The 19,940-nt window shown below is 36.1% G+C and carries 23 protein-coding genes and 1 tRNA gene; 15 read left to right on the top strand and 9 right to left on the bottom strand.

The features are described 5' to 3' along the window. Positions 1-155: 155 nt before the first annotated feature. Complete coding sequence (locus LB454_RS07520; RefSeq protein WP_224464054.1) at positions 156-881, top strand: energy transducer TonB; 726 nt, start codon at positions 156-158, stop codon at positions 879-881. A 72-nt stretch (positions 882-953) separates the two neighbouring features. On the opposite strand, the gene LB454_RS07515 is transcribed toward LB454_RS07520, so the two are convergent. Both LB454_RS07515 and LB454_RS07510 read right to left on the bottom strand, forming a co-directional pair. Then, positions 954-2,366 (bottom strand): HmuY family protein, encoded by a 1,413-nt coding sequence (locus tag LB454_RS07515; RefSeq protein ID WP_224464053.1) that lies wholly within the window; start codon positions 2,364-2,366, stop codon positions 954-956. A 5-nt stretch (positions 2,367-2,371) separates the two neighbouring features. Further along, the gene (locus tag LB454_RS07510) at positions 2,372-4,501 is read right to left on the bottom strand and encodes a TonB-dependent receptor plug domain-containing protein (RefSeq protein ID WP_224464052.1); all 2,130 of its coding nucleotides are present in this window, start codon (positions 4,499-4,501) and stop codon (positions 2,372-2,374) included. A gap of 114 nt (positions 4,502-4,615) precedes the next feature. Between LB454_RS07510 and LB454_RS07505 the strand changes: the two genes are divergently transcribed. From LB454_RS07505 to LB454_RS07495, 3 genes are read left to right on the top strand one after another with little or no spacing between them, the layout of a single operon-like run. After that, entirely contained in the window at positions 4,616-5,515 is a 900-nt protein-coding gene (locus LB454_RS07505) for a DUF6607 family protein (protein WP_224464051.1), read from the top strand. Positions 5,516-5,517: 2 nt separating this feature from the next. Then, a complete protein-coding gene (locus LB454_RS07500; RefSeq protein ID WP_224464050.1) occupies positions 5,518-6,054 on the top strand; it encodes an FMN-binding protein in 537 nt (178 codons plus the stop codon). Next, a complete protein-coding gene (locus tag LB454_RS07495) occupies positions 6,044-6,532 on the top strand; it encodes a hypothetical protein (protein ID WP_224464049.1) in 489 nt (162 codons plus the stop codon). Before LB454_RS07500 ends, LB454_RS07495 begins: the two co-directional genes overlap by 11 nt. Before the next feature lie 64 nt (positions 6,533-6,596). Here the strand turns inward: LB454_RS07495 and LB454_RS07490 are convergent, their stop codons facing one another. Next, entirely contained in the window at positions 6,597-6,992 is a 396-nt protein-coding gene (locus tag LB454_RS07490) for a PUR family DNA/RNA-binding protein (protein WP_224464047.1), read from the bottom strand. Positions 6,993-7,067: 75 nt separating this feature from the next. Continuing rightward, on the bottom strand, positions 7,068-8,828 hold the full coding sequence (locus tag LB454_RS07485) for an ABC transporter ATP-binding protein (RefSeq protein WP_224464045.1): 1,761 nt from the start codon (positions 8,826-8,828) through the stop codon (positions 7,068-7,070). A 183-nt stretch (positions 8,829-9,011) separates the two neighbouring features. Between LB454_RS07485 and nusB the strand changes: the two genes are divergently transcribed. From nusB to LB454_RS14150, 8 genes are all read left to right on the top strand, one after another. Next, positions 9,012-9,953 carry a transcription antitermination factor NusB gene (nusB, locus tag LB454_RS07480; protein ID WP_224464042.1) on the top strand — a complete coding sequence of 314 codons (942 nt, stop codon included), beginning with the start codon at positions 9,012-9,014 and terminating at the stop codon, positions 9,951-9,953. Positions 9,954-9,998: 45 nt separating this feature from the next. Further along, complete coding sequence (locus LB454_RS07475) at positions 9,999-10,472, top strand: DUF1573 domain-containing protein (protein WP_224464041.1); 474 nt, start codon at positions 9,999-10,001, stop codon at positions 10,470-10,472. Positions 10,473-10,477: 5 nt separating this feature from the next. Then, positions 10,478-10,783 (top strand): preprotein translocase subunit YajC, encoded by a 306-nt coding sequence (yajC, locus tag LB454_RS07470; RefSeq protein ID WP_224464038.1) that lies wholly within the window; start codon positions 10,478-10,480, stop codon positions 10,781-10,783. Positions 10,784-10,865: 82 nt separating this feature from the next. Further along, the gene (locus LB454_RS07465) at positions 10,866-11,426 is read left to right on the top strand and encodes a thioredoxin family protein (protein WP_224464036.1); all 561 of its coding nucleotides are present in this window, start codon (positions 10,866-10,868) and stop codon (positions 11,424-11,426) included. 95 nt (positions 11,427-11,521) lie between these two features. Further along, entirely contained in the window at positions 11,522-11,839 is a 318-nt protein-coding gene (gene trxA / locus LB454_RS07460) for a thioredoxin (RefSeq protein WP_224464034.1), read from the top strand. Positions 11,840-11,905: 66 nt separating this feature from the next. Continuing rightward, positions 11,906-12,835, top strand: a complete 930-nt coding sequence (locus LB454_RS07455) for a DUF58 domain-containing protein (RefSeq protein WP_224464032.1) — start codon at positions 11,906-11,908, stop codon at positions 12,833-12,835. A gap of 84 nt (positions 12,836-12,919) precedes the next feature. Next, positions 12,920-12,993 (top strand) — tRNA-Asp (locus LB454_RS07450). A 112-nt stretch (positions 12,994-13,105) separates the two neighbouring features. Next, complete coding sequence (locus LB454_RS14150) at positions 13,106-13,336, top strand: GIY-YIG nuclease family protein (protein WP_224464029.1); 231 nt, start codon at positions 13,106-13,108, stop codon at positions 13,334-13,336. A gap of 567 nt (positions 13,337-13,903) precedes the next feature. Here LB454_RS14150 and LB454_RS07440 read toward each other — a convergent pair. Continuing rightward, a complete protein-coding gene (locus LB454_RS07440) occupies positions 13,904-14,683 on the bottom strand; it encodes an HAD-IIA family hydrolase (protein WP_224464027.1) in 780 nt (259 codons plus the stop codon). 192 nt (positions 14,684-14,875) lie between these two features. Between LB454_RS07440 and LB454_RS07435 the strand changes: the two genes are divergently transcribed. Beyond that, complete coding sequence (locus LB454_RS07435) at positions 14,876-15,925, top strand: endonuclease/exonuclease/phosphatase family protein (RefSeq protein ID WP_224464026.1); 1,050 nt, start codon at positions 14,876-14,878, stop codon at positions 15,923-15,925. A gap of 44 nt (positions 15,926-15,969) precedes the next feature. Here LB454_RS07435 and LB454_RS07430 read toward each other — a convergent pair whose 3' ends face one another. Further along, a complete protein-coding gene (locus LB454_RS07430; RefSeq protein ID WP_224464023.1) occupies positions 15,970-16,422 on the bottom strand; it encodes a ribonuclease H-like YkuK family protein in 453 nt (150 codons plus the stop codon). 326 nt (positions 16,423-16,748) lie between these two features. Beyond that, positions 16,749-17,024 carry a YciI-like protein gene (locus LB454_RS07425; RefSeq protein WP_224464022.1) on the bottom strand — a complete coding sequence of 92 codons (276 nt, stop codon included), beginning with the start codon at positions 17,022-17,024 and terminating at the stop codon, positions 16,749-16,751. Between the two features lie 199 nt (positions 17,025-17,223). On the opposite strand from LB454_RS07425, the gene LB454_RS07420 reads away from it, so the two are divergent. Further along, positions 17,224-17,787 (top strand): DUF6642 family protein, encoded by a 564-nt coding sequence (locus LB454_RS07420; RefSeq protein WP_224464020.1) that lies wholly within the window; start codon positions 17,224-17,226, stop codon positions 17,785-17,787. A 130-nt stretch (positions 17,788-17,917) separates the two neighbouring features. Beyond that, positions 17,918-18,097: a hypothetical protein gene (locus tag LB454_RS07415; RefSeq protein ID WP_224464019.1), complete on the top strand. Its 180-nt coding sequence runs from the start codon at positions 17,918-17,920 to the stop codon at positions 18,095-18,097. Between the two features lie 411 nt (positions 18,098-18,508). Here the strand turns inward: LB454_RS07415 and LB454_RS07410 are convergent, their stop codons facing one another. Further along, positions 18,509-18,934, bottom strand: coding sequence for a hypothetical protein (locus tag LB454_RS07410; protein ID WP_224464017.1), 426 nt, complete (start codon positions 18,932-18,934; stop codon positions 18,509-18,511). Positions 18,935-19,116: 182 nt separating this feature from the next. After that, positions 19,117-19,800, bottom strand: a complete 684-nt coding sequence (locus LB454_RS07405) for a hypothetical protein (RefSeq protein ID WP_224464015.1) — start codon at positions 19,798-19,800, stop codon at positions 19,117-19,119. Positions 19,801-19,940 lie beyond the last annotated feature (140 nt).

Below are 19,940 nucleotides of genomic sequence, written 5' to 3'. Positions count from 1 at the left end.
GAAAGTTTGTGGGTTTTCTGTTTTTAAACCCTATGGCATTATTCTTGGTATTTCAAATCTGCTAGCACATACACGAATTCGTTTTGATCCTGAAGCATAAAAAGTTAGTTCGACTTTTTAATGTTAAGAAATTTTACACTTTAAAAAAACGAATGATGAAACCAAAAAAATACCCAGGTAAAAACCTCAATCGAAGCAAAACTTTATTCTTTCAAATTGGACTTATAGCGACGCTCGTCTGCATATTAATTTTAGTAGAATGGAAAACAGAAGCGCGATCCAATGTAGATCAGGAAACTGTCACTTACCTTATGTTGGATGATGAAGAAATGCCCAGCATTACAATACCAGAAGAAAAACTCGAACCTGTACCAGAGCCTAAGCCAGATGTGGATGATTTTATCATCGATGAAAATGAGCCGGAAACAAAGGAAGAAACACCAGAGCCCAAAGAACCTGCAAAAGATCCAGTTCCTTTAGGCCTTGATGACATAGAACCCATAGAGGATGAACCTGTCAAGGAAATGGGATTTGATGTGATAGAGGATGTTCCTATTTTTCCAGGTTGTGAGCAGTATAAAGATAACAAGGATAGAAAATCTTGTATGAGCGAACAACTCAAGAAGTTTATCAACAAAGAATTTGATACAGGCTTGGCGTCAGATCTAGGATTGAAGGGCATCAATAGAATTTATACTTCCTTCAAAATAAAAGCCAATGGAGAAGCAGAATTCATCAATGCCAGAGCGCCACATCCAAAGCTCAAACAAGAAAGTCAGCGCGTTATTGAAAAGCTTCCCAAGATGCAGCCTGGAAAACAGCGAGGCAACCCTGTGGATGTGATTTTTGCCCTGCCCATTACCTTCAAAGTTTCAGAATAATTTTAATCGAGAATATAAAACCCCTTGCAAAATCAATTTGCAAGGGTTTTTTAAATATATTAAAATTTAAGGCTAATTCAATTTTTCGTATTCAAATGCTGGATAGCCTCTTATGCCATTGTCATTGGTCAAAGCTGTAAACCTGATTTTATAGATATTTTCATCTCCATCCTGAAGAATAAAAAAGACATCTTCTTTTAAAGTTGGAGAAGAGTTAGGTCCCCCACCAACTCTCCACTGGCTGCCAATTCCTCTTTGGTCTTCAGTGAAATTTTCAGTGTCAACATTATCTATATTGAATTCGTTATAACTGAAACTTGATGTTTCCATCATGAAGGCTTTTGCTCCTTGCAGCCTGTTATTGACAATAAAATCGGTGAATCCATAAGATCCTGCGCCAGTAATTTCGTTGGTAAATACTGTGAATTTTAAATCCCAGGTGATATTTTCATCAACTTGTACAATTTCGTTGGAAGCTAATTTGACATGAGAAAAAGAATTCTGTGACGTCTTATTTATGGTGATTTCCTGGAAATCTGTTTCGTCCAAATTGGCATGTTGCAGAATATAGTTCTGCCCATCTCTTAGGATCCTTATTTTTTTCCAGCCTCTAGCTTCACCAGCAACAGCTTCGCTTCCAGGTTGCGGAGTTTCTGTACCAATTTCGTTTCCAAGATTTAGCAAATAAACTTTATTTTCTGAGTCTGATACAGAAATTTCTGAAATGGCAGTTCCATAGAGCTCTCCATTTGGAGCATCAACATAAGCCATGTTTGCTGGATTAAAGGTACCCACAGCAACCTGACTTTGAAGTTCTGCTACATCTTCAGCAGTTACAGTAGTGATATCTTCAAACTCTAATTCTGCAGCTGCCATAAATAAGGAACCGTTAAGTTTTACTCTAAAGTCGTCTCCATTGTAAAATTTCAAATCCCAGGCCTCTCTGCTAGAGGTTACTGAGGACTGTGAACTCAAATCCAAAAAGACTTGGTTGGGTTGATTAGGGCCGCCAACTTCAGGAGCAAAGTTACCACTGCTTGCCGCTGCTTCAGAAAATGCAACTTCCAAATCTGTATTTCCTCCTGCAATAAAATTTGATAATGACGTTGAGGTAATACTGAAGTTTATAGTTTTTTCTTGTCCTTCAATGGGGTTTTGAAGTTTTTGCAGTTCAAAAGAAACTCCATCATCTCCATTTTCAAATGGAAGTTCCAGAGTACCACTTTCAGACCCTGGAGTGGTTACAAAATCTTCGTTATAATTTGAATTATTAGAACTCCAGCTTAGCTGAATATTTCCAGCTTGCTGTGCAGGATTTGAAAAGACCAAATTGATAGTTCGCTCATCTACAGAGGTTGAGAAGATGAGCTCAGAGTTTTCAAATGCTACTACAGTTTCTGTTTGAGCTGGTGAATCATCATCGCTGCTACAGCTTAGTAGAACAGCAATGCATAAAAATTGTAAGGTAAGTGTTAAGTGTTTCATGGTGTTTAAAATTTGAATTGATATAAAAGTTTAATAAAATAGGAGCGTCCATAGGCTAGTAGAATGTTAGATGGCGCACCCGAATGAGCACCGCCTTCTGTTGCAGTAGTGTTGACTCTATCTACATCCAGAAGGTTCCTGGAGCCAAGAGTGACATCCAGCCGCTTGTTTAAGAATTGTTTCCTTAAGCTGAAATCCATCAGGCCAAAACCATCTTGTTTTCCGCGTTCTAAAGCAGTTTCCCCTGCTTCCGTTTGCTGTTGTACAAATTGATACTGTGGACCATTATATTTAAAAAACAAAGAGCTGGTGATATCTAATTTTGGAACACGATAACTTAAGCTGGTATTGGCTTGAAGTCCGTATAGAAAATCGTCATTAAAATTTTCACGGCTGTCTAAAACTTTTGAAATCCCCGTTAGTGACAACCCAATGTTGGCGGTAAGATTTTGATATTCTAAAGAGGTGGTTAATGAAGTGCCAATGGATTGGAACTTGTCAATATTAATGTACTGGTAGGCAAGAGGAGAAGGGTTGACGATGCTGAGTTCAATCCGGTCTTCTACATTGAGATACCAGAAACTTAATTTTGGTTTCACCTTCAAAGAATAATCCTTATTCCAATAAGCTTTTTTGAGGTGAAAAAATGCGGAATATCCCTGCTCTGGAGAGAGGTTTTCATTTCCCCTTACATCATGATTGACGTCGACAAAATAGGTGAAAAGCTCATCGTAGCTGGGTGTCCTTGGTGAACTTCCTACTACCGCTCTTGCTTGCAAGCCATCGTTGAACACATACTTTGAACTTAATGAAACTGCAAACAGGGGGTCAAAATTATTGGACAATAATAGTCTGGCGCCTGGGCGTATGGAAAACTTCTCCGATAACTCAAATCTGGATGTGACAAAGGCATCGTAGGAGTGTAAGCTTCGACTTACGGCCTCAGATTGAAGTGGGTTTGACATAGGAGAGGTATATCCATCGATGAGGTTGATTTCATAGCCGGCTTGTAGATCGAATGATTCAGTAGAAATGAAATTACTCAGGTTACCTCTGGAGAAGAAGACATTACGAGATTCATATTCATTTTTTCGAATGTTTTCTTTTTTCCCAGATAATAGTCTGTAGGTAAATTGTTCAACATTTCGTGTTTGCTTCTGAAATGAAGTAGAAATATCCAATCTTGTTTTATCAAAAATGAGAGTATTCAAATTGATGTGATGGACCAGGCGCTGGGTGTCAAAAATGTCGTCGTTAGCAGTAGGATTGGAAGTCTGTGTTGATGGATTGAAATTTCTAAATACGCTTTCAGAATAGCGACTTACGGTTTCATCAAAGTATTCAAATTTGTAAAAAAGAGTAGTGTTTTTATGGTTGTAACGCAAAAGTGCTTTGTAATTGGTCTGGACTTTTGGTAACCACTCGTATCCACGTAAACCGTCATTTTCAATATAATCTTGGCCTTGCTTTTCGCCAAATCGACCTTTAAAATCGTTTCTGAAAGCACTCACTTGGGCGTACCAATTATCATTGATGTTATGAGCAACCCGTAAAGATTGAATATGTCTTCCTTGATCGCTTAAATTGTATTCATCTCCAATGCTTTCTTCTTGTATAAAGGGTGTAATTTCCCACTTATATTCAGAATCTTTTTTGGTTATTATATTGATGATTCCAGAAACTGCATTCGCTCCATACTGCACGCCCATTGCCCCTTCTACAATTTCAATTCTTTCAATATCATCTAGGTTAATTTGAGTGAGGTCGGCGTTATTTCCAAGGCCTTCATCACTTACAAGAGGTATGTTATCTACTAATATTTTGAAATACTGAGCATCCAAACCAAAGAGTTGAACACCAGATTTACCTGTGGAAGCATTTGGTACAATGTTTATATTTAGCTGCTGATTTAGGATATCAGCCAGATTATTCGCAGCTAGATTATCTATGGTTTGCCTGTTAATGACTTTAACTTCAAAAACAGATTTATCAACACTCTGTGGATTGATCTGTCCTGTGACCACCACTTCATCCAGATCATTTATGCCGTCAAGATAAGTATCAGATCCTTTTTTGGATTGAGCCAGACCATTAGTAAACCCTATAACAACGAAAGCAAAAACTAGTTTTCTCATTATTTATATTAAGTCTTAATAAAAATACTTTCGCAAATATATTATTATCTTTATTAAATCTAAATAAAAATATATATTTTTGCTTTCAATTTTTAACCTAAAAACTTAAAACAGATGAAAACCAAAGGTTTAGCAATTGCCACTTTTTTATTCACAGCTTTACTAAGCTTACAAGCACAGGAGTCTAAAAAAGTAAAAGACCAAAACGCAATCAAAGAAATGTGTGGATGTTACGAAGTAAGTTTTCAGTATACCGAGACTTTTTCCCCAGAAATCGATTACGAAAAGAAACTGGACTACACAGCTTATGCATTAGAATGGGCTGAGATCGTTGAGGACAAGGAGAATGAAATATCCATTCAGCATCTTCTGGTAATTAATGATTCTACAGTGATAAAGCACTGGAGGCAAGATTGGTTGTTTGAGAACAATGAGATGTTTTCTTACGATACTGGTAATACTTGGAAGTTTTATGATGCAAAAAAGGAGCAAGTTGAAGGACAATGGACTCAAAAGGTGTATCAGGTCGATGATAGCCCAAGGTATTCTGGAAGTGCAACCTGGGTGCATTATGATAATAAAACTTACTGGGAAAATGAAAGTAATTCTCCACTCCCAAGACGTGAGTATTCCAAACGAGACGATTATAACTTGATGAAAAGGGGTAATAGACAGGAGTTGACCAAAGAAGGCTGGATTCATGAGCAAGACAATAAAAAAATTATACAACATGAGGATGGTAGTGAAGAGCTTTTGGTCATGGAAAAAGGTTATAACACCTATGAAAAAGTTGATGATGAGAAGTGTGAAATAGCAAAAGACTGGTGGTCTTCCAATAAAAAATATTGGGCTAAGGTGAGAAAAATTTGGGATGATATTTATGCTAAAAGTGAAGTGCTTGAGCTTAAGAAATCTGTAGACGGGATGCCGTTGTTTATGCATTTAACACCTGAAAAAGCACCATCCAAAAAAGACATTAGGTCTACCATTGAAAAATTCATAGTAAAAGCTTAAGTATGAAGTGGGTTCATTTTTTATGTCTAGCTTATTTTTTCTGCTTTGCATTAGCGGGTCCTCTTTTGAAGATTCCTAATGCACTGCAGCAAAAACTTGAACAAGCTATTGCATCAACTTTTGAAGATGAGAATTTGACTATTTCTAAAGTGGATTATAGTCAGTTTAAAATTCAAAAAAAGGACGAGTTATATATTTTCAAAATTTCAAAAAATGAGAATCTCCTGGGCTATGCTTACTTATCTCAGGCCAATTCTAAACACGATGTTTATGATTTTGTGGTTTTGTATGATGAGGATGTAAAGATTAAAAAGTCTAAAATTTTAATTTACAGAGAGAACTATGGAAGACAGGTAGGCTCACAAAGGTGGTTAAAACAGTTTATCGGTATGAAGCCTGGTGAGAGCTTTAATTATGGGAAAGACATTTCGGCAGTTTCTGGAGCTACCATTACTGCTACTTCCATGACTAAAGCAGTGCAAATTTCACTGGAAGATATGAAGGCTTTTACCAAAGAGGAATTGAAGTATGGCAACTAATCAATCTTTAAAAGATCTGCCAAAAGAAGTCAAACATCTTATTTCTGTGTTTTTGATAGTATTGAGCATAGGATATTTTACTGGAATCACATTTGTAGAAGACACTACTGATCAGTCCCCAACAGGTATCGAGCAAAACTACCTTGGGAATGAGGATGACGATGCGGCTGTGGAAATGAAATTCAAAAAAAGTAAGCAAGAAATCCTAAATATCGTGCATACACACATTTTGTCTATTTCGGTCATTTTTTTTCTCACGGGTCTTTTGGTGTCAAAAACTTCAGTTAATTCAATGCTTAGGAAGCTTTTAATGATTGAGCCATTTGTCTCTATACTTCTCACCTTTGGAGGAATTTATTTGCTCTGGTCAGGAATTCTCTGGATGAAATACGTAATCATGGTGTCTGGAATTGCGATGACTCTGGCATTTATGGGCGCCTTGATTGTCATTTTTCAATCATTATATTTTTCTAAATAAAACAAACCCCCTTTCAAATTTATTTCGAAAGGGGGTTTCCTATAGTTTAGGTAACTATCACTAGTTATATATCGTCAAAACTTACATTGGTAAATGCGGTTGCACTTGTTTTGGGTGCTGCCTCTTCATTACCTGAGTGTTCGGCTTCCAGTTCAGAAGGTTTCGTAAAATCTTTCTGATGACGATCGCTGATCACTTCTTCGCCTTTTTTATCGATGATAAAATTTGTAGTTTCTTCTAAAGCTTCTTTGAAGTTTTCAAAATCTTCCTTGTAGAGGTAAATCTTGTGTTTTCTGTAAAAGAAAGAGCCATCTTCATTGGTGAATTTTTTACTTTCTGTAATAGTGAGGTAATAATCATCTGCCTTTGTAGACCTTACATCAAAAAAGTAAGTCCTTCTTCCTGCTCTTATCACTTTCGAGAAAATGTCTTCATTCTTCATCGATCCTTGTTCACTCATAATGCTTTTGTTAAATAAGATTAATATAACGTTTGTTCAAAAGTCTTAAAAAAAATTAAAAATGCAAATAAATTTTCAATTTTCTTTTTCTGAAAGTTGTTTGTTATACAAGTCTTTGTAATAACCATTTTTAGCGATCAGTTCTGTGTGAGTGCCTTCTTCAAGGATTTTGCCTTCATCCAGAATGATGATATGGTCTGCATTTTTGGCAGATGAGGCTCGGTGGCTTACCACAACCGAAGTTTTGTTGTTGGAAATTTTATTGAGCTTATTAAAAATTTCTTCTTCGGTTTCAGTATCCACTGCAGATAGACAATCATCAAATAGCACGATCTGTGGATCTTTTATAATTGCCCTAGCGATAGAAACGCGTTGTTTTTGACCGCCAGACAAAGTGATGCCTCGTTCTCCTAAAATGGTATCGTAGCCTTTATTGAATTCAATGATATTTTTATGCACGGCTGCATTTTTTGCTGCATTGATGATGTCTTCTTCAGTAGCGTCTGCTTTACCAAACTTAATATTGTCACGTATAGAACTACTGAAGAGAAAGGCATCCTGAGGAACATAGCCTAATTGTTGTCTCAATCCATCCAGATTATAGCTTTCGATGGGTTTACCATCAATTAAAATTTCACCTTCATCTACATCGTATAATCTACCTATCAATTCTAGAATAGTTGATTTTCCAGATCCTGTCTTACCCATGATAGCCAGGGTTTCTCCTTTATTTACTTTGAAGGAAATATTTTTGAGAGCTACAATATTAGTGTCTTCGTAAGTAAAGCTTACATTTCTAAATTCTATTTCGCCTAAAATAGATTCAGAAGAATCTGGGGAATTGTTTTTTACATTTGGAGTTTCACTCAGAAATTCATTGATGCGTTCCTGAGAGGCTTCAGCTCTTTGCACCATTGAAGTGATCCAACCTACAGAAGCTACAGGCCAGGTGAGCATATTTACATAAAGCAAAAACTCTACAATAACGCCTACGCTTTCAATTTCACCATTGATGTACTGCATTCCTCCAAAATAGATAACAAACAGGTTACTGAAACCTATCAATAATATCATTAAGGGAAAAAAGAAGGCTTCAACTTTGGCAAGATTCACATTTTTCTCTTTGCTTTCATCAGATAATTTTTCAAAATCTGAATTGAACCGGTTTAAAATTCCGTAGGACTTTATAACCGCAATTCCGCTAAAGCTTTCCTGGGTATACGTATTGAGGTAGGAAAGGAACCGCTGGATTTCTGCACTTCGCTTATTTATGGCAACGCTTAATTTGTAGATAGCAAACGATAATATAGGAAAAGGAACTAGTGTGTATAAAGTAAGTGTTGGCGCTGCTTTCACCATAAAGTAAATCACAACTACAAATAGGGTGAGCGTTTGTACTCCATACATCAATGCTGGGCCTACGTACATTCTTACCTTAGAAACGTCTTCGGAAATTCTGTTCATTAGGTCACCGGTTCGGTTCCTCTTGTAAAAATCTAGCGACAAATTTTGATACTGAGTATAAACCTCATTTTTTAGGTCATATTCTATATACCTGGAAACTACTATAAAAGTTTGTCTCATCAGGAATGTGAATATGGCAGAGGCTAGGGCAGCTCCTATAATAAGACCAATATTGAGAAGCAGTTTATCCTTCACCACCTCTATGCTAGTGATATCACCATTGACATAATCTTCAATGGCATTGGTCGATTTTCTTATAAGTTGAGGGGTGAAAACTGCAAAAACACGTGCCCCAATAGTGATGATAAAGCCTAGCAGTAGCCTGCCTCGGTACTTATATAAGTATTTATTAAGACTTTGAAGGGCCTTCATCTATAATTTCTTTAGGCTTGCAAATGTAATCAAAAGACTGAATTGCCCTTTGATATAACAAAAGTTTAAACATACATCGGTGTTGAATTTTGAATGGATTCAATTTGTCTTTAAAAAATTCAAAATAGGGTTCCTTCTCTTCTTTTTAATATTATTTTTGCGCTAAAATTTTAGAACTTATACATGTTAACAAGAAGACATATTCGTGCAAAAGTGATGCAATCTTTGTATGCTTTTCATCAAGGCAGTAAAGACTCTATGCAGGCTGAAGAGAAATTTCTCAAAAAGAGCACAGAAGATATGTATAATTTGTTTTTACTTAACCTCGAGCTCTTGGTAAAAGTGAGAAGCTACGCGGAAGAATATTATCAAATTGTCAAGAAGAAATTTCTGGCGACCGAGGAAGAAAAGAATCCCAATAAAAAATTTATCAACAATCAATTGCTTCACAGAATTGCAGGCTCAAATGCACTTAGTGAACTCATAGAAGATCGTAAACTGAATCATTGGGCCAAAGATGATGAATATCCAAAGCTGATCTGGAACAAAATTTTGGAATCCGATATTTATGCGGATTATATATTCACACAGACTTCAAGCTTCAAAGAAGATAAAGAGTTTGTTGTTGATGTGTTTAAAACTATTATTGCTCCAAATGATGATTTGTATGATTATTACGAAGATCATAATTTGACATGGATAGATGATTTTCCAATCGTCAATACAACCTTGTTGAAATTTCTTCAGAAGCAAAAGGAAAGTGATGAAGTGCTTTCCATCCCAAGATTGTATAAAAACGTGGAAGATGAAAATTTTGCGAGAGAATTATTCACTAAAACTCTTCTTGCTAACGAGCAGTTTTCTGAAATCACAAAGAATAAAACCCCCAACTGGGATCAGGATAGAATTGCAGAAATAGACAGTATTCTCATGAAAATGGCTTTATGTGAATTTATGAAATTCCCGTCTATTCCAGTGAGAGTGACTATCAATGAATATCTGGAACTTGCCAAAGAATACAGCACGCCAAAGAGTAGCACTTTCATTAATGGAGTTTTGGATACTGTATCCAAGGAGTACCAAACCAACGGTAAAATTAATAAAGTCGGCAGAGGCTTAATGTAATTGACGAAATTGTCATATTTTTGTAATAAATTTAAATTATTTCTCATGAAAAAATTAATGTTTGCCCTAGTTGCTTTAGCAACATTGTCCCTTACAGCTTGTAAAAATGAAGCTTCAGAAAAAGTGGATCAATCCAAGAAAGAATTGGCTGAAGAGCGTGATACGCAAAAACAATCATTTCCTAAAATGGAATTTGAAGAAAGCGAATACGATTTTGGTACTGTAGAAGAAGGAGAAGTTGTAGAACACACTTTTGTTTTCAAAAATACAGGAGATGCTCCTCTTATAGTTTCTAATGCAGCAGCAAGCTGCGGATGTACTGTTCCAACATGGACTAAAGAATCAATTGCTCCTGGAGATGAAGGTGAGATGCTAGTAAAATTTAATACAAGTGGAAAGCCAAATCAACAAATGAAAGCAGTTAGAATTACTGCAAATACTCAGTCTGGAAAGGAAACTATACGAATCAAAGCATTTGTGAATCCCAAAAATGCTAATGCTGGTTCACCAGTGAAATAATTTATATGGATCAAATAGGAAGTTTACTACCCTTAGTTTTAATATTTGTTGTGCTTTATTTTTTTATGATAAGGCCTCAAATGAAAAAGCAAAAGCAGGAAAAAAGTTTTATTGAATCTATAAAACGCGGAGATAAAGTAGTTACCAAAAGTGGCCTGCATGGAAAAGTTGCAGATATGAGTGAAAAGCTAGATGCTATTATCTTAGAAACAGGTTCTGGTAAAATGACTTTCGATAAGTCCTCTTTATCTTACGAGCTTACACAAAAGATAAATGCTCCCGCAAAAGAAAACAAGCCTTCAAAAAAATAAATTTTGAAGATGAAAAGTGATTTTAAAGCTATCGGAAACGATAGCTTTTTTTATTTAAATTTGAAATATAAAAAAACTGACAATGTCTTTAACTCCATCTAATATGTTGGAACTTGGAACAATCGCTCCAGGTTTTGAACTTCCTGATACTGTTTCCAGAGAAACCTACACTTTACCAAAACTTAAGGGAGAAAAGGGAACTGTTATCATGTTCATATGTAACCATTGCCCATATGTAAAGCACGTGAATGATGAAATAGTACGACTTGCCAATGATTACAGAATTTTAGGATTTAGCTTTATAGCTATTTCCAGTAATGATGTGAAAGCATATCCGCAGGATCACCCAGAACTGATGTTTAAAATCGCCAGACAACTTAATTATCCTTTCCCTTATTTATATGACGAAACCCAGGAGGTGGCGAAAGCTTACCACGCGGCTTGTACACCAGATTTCTACGTGTTCGACGAAGCATTGCGATTGGTATACAGGGGCCAGCTAGATGACTCAAGGCCAAAAAATGGGATACCTACCTCTGGAAGAAGCATTAGGGAAGCTCTGGATGCGCTTCTAAACAACAGGCCAGTTCCGAGTGAGCAAAAACCTAGCATGGGGTGTAATATCAAATGGAGAACTTATTAAGATAAGCCGCTCTAATTCTTAAATAAGATTAATTAATATATAATTAAGTTCAATATCTCAACACAAAACTTAATTTTGCATAAAACATTATAATTATGGCATTAGAAATAACAGATAAGGATTTTCAGGAAAAAGTTTTGAATAGTGATAAACCAGTATTGGTAGATTTTTGGGCAGCTTGGTGCGGACCATGTAGAATGGTTGGGCCAATCATTGACGAATTGAGCACAGAGTACGAAGGAAAAGCAGTAGTTGCTAAAATGGATGTAGATCAAAACCAAGAATTTGCTGCAAAATATGGAGTAAGAAACATACCAACTGTTCTTTTGTTTAAAGACGGAGAAATGGTAAATCGCCAGGTAGGTGTAGCGCAAAAAGAAACCTACAAGGAAGCTATCGATAGTGTCTTGTAGTTCAAACTAAAGATATTTATATTTAAGGCTTGGTCATTGTACCAGGCCTTTTTTATTTACACTCTCATGGATATTAAAACTGAACTCAGAAATTCAAAACTTTCAAACTTGCCTCTACTTGCTTCTCAAGTGGTAGAAGGCTTTATTTCAGGCATACACAAAAGCCCATTTCATGGGTACTCGGCTGAGTTTGCAGAACATAAACTCTACAATACTGGAGAAAACACAAGACATATAGATTGGAAACTCTATGCTAAAACAGATAAACTTTACACTAAAAAATTTGAAGAAGAGACCAATCTCAGGTGCCATTTCATTTTAGACCAGTCGGCGTCTATGTATTATCCTGAAGTCTCTGCGCCATCAGTATCACAGTTGGACAAACTTAGCTTTTCAGCCTTGTCCATTGCCTCCATTATGCAATTGCTCAATAAGCAACGAGATGCCGTAGGCTTGTCTATTTATGATGAAGTGTTGAGATTTCAAGCCACAGAGAAGGGAAGTGGTTTGCATTACAATATGATTTATAATGAGCTTGAAAAAAGCATCAATAGTCCACAAGAAAGTTCAAAAACAAATACCTATCAATTTTTGCATGAAATTGCAGAAAAACTGAAGCGTCGTTCTTTGGTTTTTTTGTTTACAGATTTGCTTCAGCCAGATATACCAAGAGCTGAATTATTTGAAGCTTTAAGACATCTGAAATATAACAGGCATCAAGTTGTCTTATTCCATACATTAGATTACAAGACGGAAGTTCTATTTGAATTTGATGATGCTCCTAAACGCTTTTTCGACTTAGAGACAGGTTCCAAAATCGATTTACACACTCACCAAATACAAAAAGAGTACGTTGAAAAAATGTCAGAATTTATTCAGGAAGTGAAGCTCACCTGCGCTAAATACAAGATAAGATACATAGAAGCGGATATACAGAATAATTTCGAAAAAATTTTATCGACTTACTTAGTTGAAAAACAGAAGCTAAAGTCTTGAAGCTGTTTTTTGTTGAATTATTTTCATCAAACATGTTTGTGTAATTAAAAATTGGGTTTATATTTGCACTCGCAATTAAGCAACGGTCTGGTAGTTCAGTTGGTTAGAATACCTGCCTGTCACGCAGGGGGTCGCGAGTTCGAGTCTCGTCCAGACCGCTTTTTTTAAAGGAGTTGTGTTGTGAATGTGTCAAAGCATTCTAAGGTTTAGAAAATAAACCATCTGAAGTCTTTCCCAACGGAAGGGCTTTTTTATTTTTGATTAATTTTGATGTTTGTATGCTTTATTTTGGGATCAAGCCTAATTGTAGCTCATAATGAAAATTTAAGTCGCTACACTTCAAACAAGGGGCCTTGGAGGTTGATTTATTTGCAGTCATTTCAAGACAAAAAAAGTGCCTTGATACGTGAAAAAAAGTTGAAAAAATATAGCAAGGATCAAATTGAAAGATTGATGCAGTCTCAATTAAATGAAATTCATAAATTCAGGACAGAGGGGTAGATTTTTGGTGAACATACTGCTGCCTGTCATCCCCAAAGCCTTGGGGACGAGTTCGAGTCTCCCACCAAAAGATTGGGGGCAAGCTATCCAGACCGCTTTTTTAAAGGAGTTGTGTTGTGAATGTGTCAAAGCATTCTAAGGTTTAGAAAATAAACCATCTGAAGTCTTTCCCAACGGAAGGGCTTTTTTATGTTCAACTGTTTCTGAATTTATCCTAGTTAGCTTAATATCTGGGATCGGTTGGGTAAGAACGTTTTAAGGCTTATGACTTCTCAGTTAATATAGTTCGTCTCAAACCTTATAAGTCGTAATTAACATGGAAACAAATCGCAGCTTCAAAATGCCACAATTCATCTGATGGATGACGATCGTTATTTTTCAAAAAATAGTAATTAGGTAAAAAAAACGAGGGCTAAAATCTGTTTCCAGATAAGAGCCCTCGCTTATTGGTTTAAATTATTGTTGTTTGGTTCAAAAATTAAAACAAGTAAACTTTAGTCATAATCTAATGTCTATTTACTAAAACAAAAGGTTATTATTTCTTAGTCGGATACGACTAGTTTTAAATTACTCCATCTTCAAGACCTCTTCCAGGTTAAGGTCTTTAATCGAGTTGATGATTAAATCTGGTTTAAAGGCATAATCATTTAGGTTTTCCTTTTTGGTCACTCCTGAAAGAGTCAAGATGGAAGTGTAGCCTAACTGAACACCGCCCAAAATATCTGTATCCATCGTATCTCCAATGATTATGGTTTCTCTTGCTTCAAGCCCTAGATGTTTACGGGCAGCTCGCATCATTACCGGACTGGGTTTCCCAACTGAAAACGCCTTCTTACCCGTAGCTTCTTCTATCATAGTTACAATAGCTTTAATACCTAAATTTGTCCACCCCGGTTTCATCGGTGATGGGTCAAGATTGGTGGCAATCAATTTGGCACCAGATAAAATCATATCCACCGCATTGTTCACCATCTCAAGAGTGAAGTTTCTTCCCTCTCCCACGACAACAAAATCAGGATTATTATTAACCAAAGTGTATCCATGCTGAGAAAGACTTGTTATCAATCCGCCTTCGCCAAGCACATATGCAGATCCCTGCGGCTTCATGAAAGATAAGAAGAAGGCTGTAGCCATCGCGCTGGTGTAGACATTTTTCTCTTCGATGTCTATACCCATTCTTGCAACTTTATTCACTGTATCTAAAGGGGTGCGTTGACTGTTATTAGTCATAAACAAAAACGGAACATTTTTTTCCTGCAACTTGTTTATAAATTTATCAGCACCAGGAATCAAAGTGTCATTTCCATAAATTACACCATCCATGTCGATTAAAAACCCTTTTTTCATGATTGATTTGATTTGTATTGTATAAATTAATTTTGAATATAGTTTTGCTGTAAAAATTAAGACTTTTAATTAAAATTGAACTTATTCTATGCTATATTAAATTCAATTTTAAGTTAAGTTACAGCTATGTCTTCAGTGAAAGGTAAATTGTAAAGCTGGTTAATCTATCTTCGCATTCCTAAATTTTTTCAAATGATAAGTCCTAGAGTTTTAAAACGTAATTTACATCTATCAAATTCACTTTTGATTATAACTATTTGTATTCTGGCCTTGCAAAGCTGTGTCTCTTCTCAAGAAAATCAAGAAGAAAAAACAGTCAGCAGTAGACAGACCACTTTCGATCTAAGAGAAGCACAAGTCCTACCTGCAGATTATGAGTATACAGACCAGGAAACCTTCAAAGTCTTGTCCTGGAATGTGGAACATTTTGTAGATGAGTATGATGACCCGTACATAGACGCAGGACGTGAGAATGAACCAAATCCAGAAATGAAAGAAAAGGTGATGTATCTGGTGGAGGCCTTGAAAAACGAAGATGCAGATGTGGTTATTTTACAGGAGTTTGAAAGTTCAAAATTTTTACGTCAAATAGCAGCAGAACATCTAGAGGGTATGGGTTATGATTTCTTTGCCAGCGCCACAAGCGACAATTGGTATATGAATGTTGTAGTGATGAGCAAATTTCCACTTGGCGTTATGTATGCTTATGGAAATGTAACGACTCCGGTTGTGGATTTTAAAAACGAAGAAGGCCTTACAGAAACGCAAAGTCAACTCAACACAAGAATGTGGTCTCTGGAAGTATTCCCAGCAGCTGATTATGATTTTATATTAACAGGACTTCACCTCAAAGCAGGACGTGGGGAGCGTAATGAGTCGATGAGGTTGGGACAGATTAACTTCCTGAAGCACCAGTTCAAGCGTTTTTTAAGTATGAATCCCTCTCAGAATTTGCTAGTTGCTGGTGATTTAAACAGCACGCTTGGGAGCAAGGAAATTCAAGCTTTGAAGCAGGGTAGTGGGACAGCAGACAAGTTTTACGACCCATTGCCAGAGGAGGTCTTTACACATTCCGTAGAAAATCCATCAAGAAGACTGGATTATATTTTATATAATGGGAATATGGAAAATGAATACGTACAAAATTCAGCTCAGGTTCCCAGCCTGTTAGATGAGGAAAAGTTAAAAGTCCTAAGCGACCACCTGCCGCTAATAATTAGATTTAAAAAAACAGACCAGTAGGGGAAAGGACCACCAAATTCAACTTAAAATAGTTAAAAGAAACGTCATCCCACAATATGATCTGCAGCATAGGCTGCAGGCAGCAAGTCCGGTTTTATTCTAGCTTTAAACCCAAGAGATTCTACATATCCTACAGCGGCAGTGACTACTTTGTTGGATTTATACTTAGGGTCTACATTGTAATCCAGATCAATGGTATCGATCTCAATGCCATGTTCACGCAAATAAAGCGCTGTATCTACAGAGCGCTCAGCTTCTCCCCACAGTCTGGTCCACATGTCCGAAATAAGCGGAACCACTTCCTTTCTATAGATCACATGACAACCAGTAGCTGCCACGTTAAATACCAATGTAGTAGCATAAGTTGTATTTAGTTTATTCTGGCTATCACAACCCAGGTACAGTCTCAATTCGTGACCCTTATACAATTCGTAATACATCTTCACATAAGTCGCCACATCAAAAGGCTCGGTACTAGTCAATTTTTTAAATTCCATCTTCGTAGATTGTTAGTTACAAAACGACACCCTGAATATCAGCTAGTTCTCCATTAAATTCAACTAAAAGTAAAGCTTTTAATCTTACTTTATGAAGGTATCAATCTCCGATTAATTGACCAACATCACATGAGCATAAAAACTCAATTAGAGGCAAGTCAAATTTGTTTTATTTTGATTTTGCCTTTCATATATTTCATGCTTCACAATACATTGCTTAATGCCGATAGTTGCCTTTATGCTCCAGTCTGCAGCGATGACCTACTGAAGGTGTTAAGTCAGCACAATATGCTTTTACCATCTTAAATACTGGAGAAGACATTACTTTACCCGCCAATCACCACAGTCCATGGCTGTACATTCCAATTAGAAATCAAACCATTTTTAACGTACGGATCGTTCTTCGCAAATTCCTCAGCAGCTTTTGGGCTGTAGCTTTTAAAAATAAAAGCGCCACCATCCGCTGGCTCACCTACTGCACCAGCCATAAGCAAGCTACCATTAGCGTGACAGTCTTCAATAAGCTTTAAATGTTCTTCTCTAAAGGGTGCTCTCTTTTCGGTATAATTTTCAACAGCTTTGTAAAAAAGGATATAATGCATCGTATGAAAGATTAAAAGTTAGATGCATCCAATTTACAACATATTCAACTTCAAACTTAACATTGTAATTCTATCTTCAAAAGAAACAACCTCTACCGACAAATTGGATCCAAACAATTTAAGATAGAAGAGAATATGGGGAGCTGGAGTTTAACTACTAAATTTGTTATGAATTAAGAGCGCAACAAAAATTTAATCTATGGAAATTGAAAATTTCATCTATTGCCTGGAAGCCGTTCCAGATGCAGATCGTCATGATACAACAGAAGTAGTTAAGATCCTGGAGAACATAGCATTGACACAAAATATTTCCAGTATATACAAGTCTTGCGATACTATAGAAGGATTGGAAGATAGTCTGAACTTCTTATTGTATGATGATCATCATTTTCAGGATTATGAAATTATTTATTTGGTTCTGCCAGGTGAAGCCAATAACATTTTAATCAACGGATACTATTACAGCATAGAAGAGATCGCAGAATTGTTTGAAGGACAAATGAAAGGGAAAGTTATTCATTTCGCCAACCTAAAGGTTCTTGATCTTACCGATGAAGAATGTCAGTATTTTATTGATGTTACTGGTGCCAGAGCAATCTCTGGATATGGATTTCATTCTGAAAGTGTATCCAGTGCCTATACCATTGACCGTTTGTTTTTTAGTCTGTTTTACGAAAATGATGATTTAAAAGAGGTTGTTGAAAGCATGTTTCAAAAGCAATATAAACTTTGCAGGTTACTGGATTTTAGATTGTATTATTAAGTTTTTAATTGTGGTGACCAATAAAATCAATACTTAAATTATCAGCCGTAAGCTTAAGGATGGACGGCTCACCAGCATTATAATTCCAGATCAGGAACGAGAGAAATCCCTTAGCTTTTTAAAAGACGTCATGAGCAGATCCAGCATTACAGATAAATCCATGACAGATCCTGTGATGCAAACGTATCACAGAAAGCATTTAGGCAAGGATACCAAGAAAATAGTCGTCAAAGTAGCCAGAAAGCTACTGAGTAGAACTTTAGCCGTTATAAAAACAGAAATACCTTATGAAATAGGAGTCATACAATAAAAGATGAAAATTGAAGAATAGAGATAAAATTATAAACCAATAACAAAGCTCACAGTGAACTTAAAGTTCATATCATAAAACAGCTTAGGTGGCTAAGCCTTTAAATTAAAGCTAGACCACATTTGTTAGAAAGTGGATTGACTTTTTTAACTTATACTTCCCGCACGTGCGGTACTGGTGGCGGTAGATATCTATTGACCACACATAGGCGATGACCTGAGCTCGTCGAAGGGATGCGGAGCAAGTTATTATTATTACATTTTATAAGCTGTGAAACAAGCTTCAAACCTTATAAAACGTGATTTAAAGATTAGTAATAAATGAGATAGGGCTTAAAAGAAAAATAGTATAAATTTGAATGAAGATCAGGACGATTGCTTTTCATAGGATGCGCTGTTGTGCGTTCGTTTTTTATTCCACTATATTTATTTTCACTCCGTTAAATTCCGTTCCGCTTTTCAATTTCGCAATATTGTTGAGTTCTGATGTTGGATTCCGTCTTTTTAATTTCAGTTCATTTTTTTCATTCCATCCAACTACTTTATAGCCTTTCGAAATTAATCCTTTTCCAAGGTCAGTTTCATTTTCGTCATTCTTAATTACAGACCAAAAAATACTTGAATATCCTAATCCACCTTTGTCAAATTGATATTCGTAATATTTATGTTTTTTGTTCGGTGAAATCGATTCCGAAAGAATTATCAAATTCGATTCGTTTAAAGAGTGTTCGGAGTTAAAGGCTTCTCCAAGTTTGTTCAAATTTGAGTTAATTTTAATTCCAATTCCGACTATTCCAATCAGTATTATTCCAACAATTATTAAAATCCATTTTTTCATTTAAACTCAAAATATTTATCAAATAACGGTTTTCTTAAATGACGCACAACGGTCTCGGCTATGAGTAGTTGCGTGGGTTTGCGATTAACTTTGCAAGTACACACCAAACTGAAAATCCGCGAGGATTTTCAGAAGTAGGCGAGAACCAGCAATTACTTATAGCCATTGTTGTAAGGCGTTTTTTATTCAGTTTTATATTCTATTTTCACTTCGTTTCCTCGGAAAAACGATTCATTCTCCTTTTTTACAAAATTCAAATTCGGTTCGTGAATTATTTCCAAGTTGTTATTGTCAATCCATTTGGCAGAAACTTTTTTACCTTCTCCATTAAAGTACATTATTCCAGCTCCACCACCAGAATTCCATTCCATTATTCCACTTGTATGGATATATTTTCCATTCGTAAATTCTTCGTTGACTTTAAATTCCTTTGTTCCGTCAACAGTTGAAATTCGGACGAGTTCGTTTGTCGTAAATTCAAATTTCGGTCGAACTCTTCTTTTCGCTTTTGGTTTTTCAGTCGAGATTAATTTCAGAAAGTTTTGTAATTCAGTTTTTCTTTCCTGAATCGTCTTTTCATCTGCGCCAAGTTCTTTCCACAATTCCAAGTCTGTTCCACTATCAATTATTTCTTTTACCTGCTTTAAAATTTCGGGTTCAAGAGACTTTGTTTCCCATTGAGCCAAAGCAAGTCCGAATAATGAATTATTGCGGTCGTCTGAATCTGAAAAATAGTCAGCAAATTCCGTTTTTATTTCGTTTGAAACCCAAACTTGACTTCCTCCATTATTATACTTCTCGAAAAAGTTCGAGTAAATATCTAATGTGGTATCATTTCCTTTTATTTCAGTGTTCCAAACTCCCATTCAGTTTCGATTTTCAAATGCCTTACAACGTTCCTGGCTATGATTTCGTTGCGGAAAAATCCGCAGGATTCTTTCCGTTGTAACCGAAAGATAGCAAAATAGCGTTGAATTCCGCCAAGGAATTCAACCGCAATGAATTA

This window comes from Psychroflexus montanilacus, from assembly GCF_020164535.1.
Classification (GTDB): Bacteria; Bacteroidota; Bacteroidia; order Flavobacteriales; family Flavobacteriaceae; genus Psychroflexus; species Psychroflexus montanilacus.
This window is presented reverse-complemented; position numbering and strand designations above follow the sequence as displayed.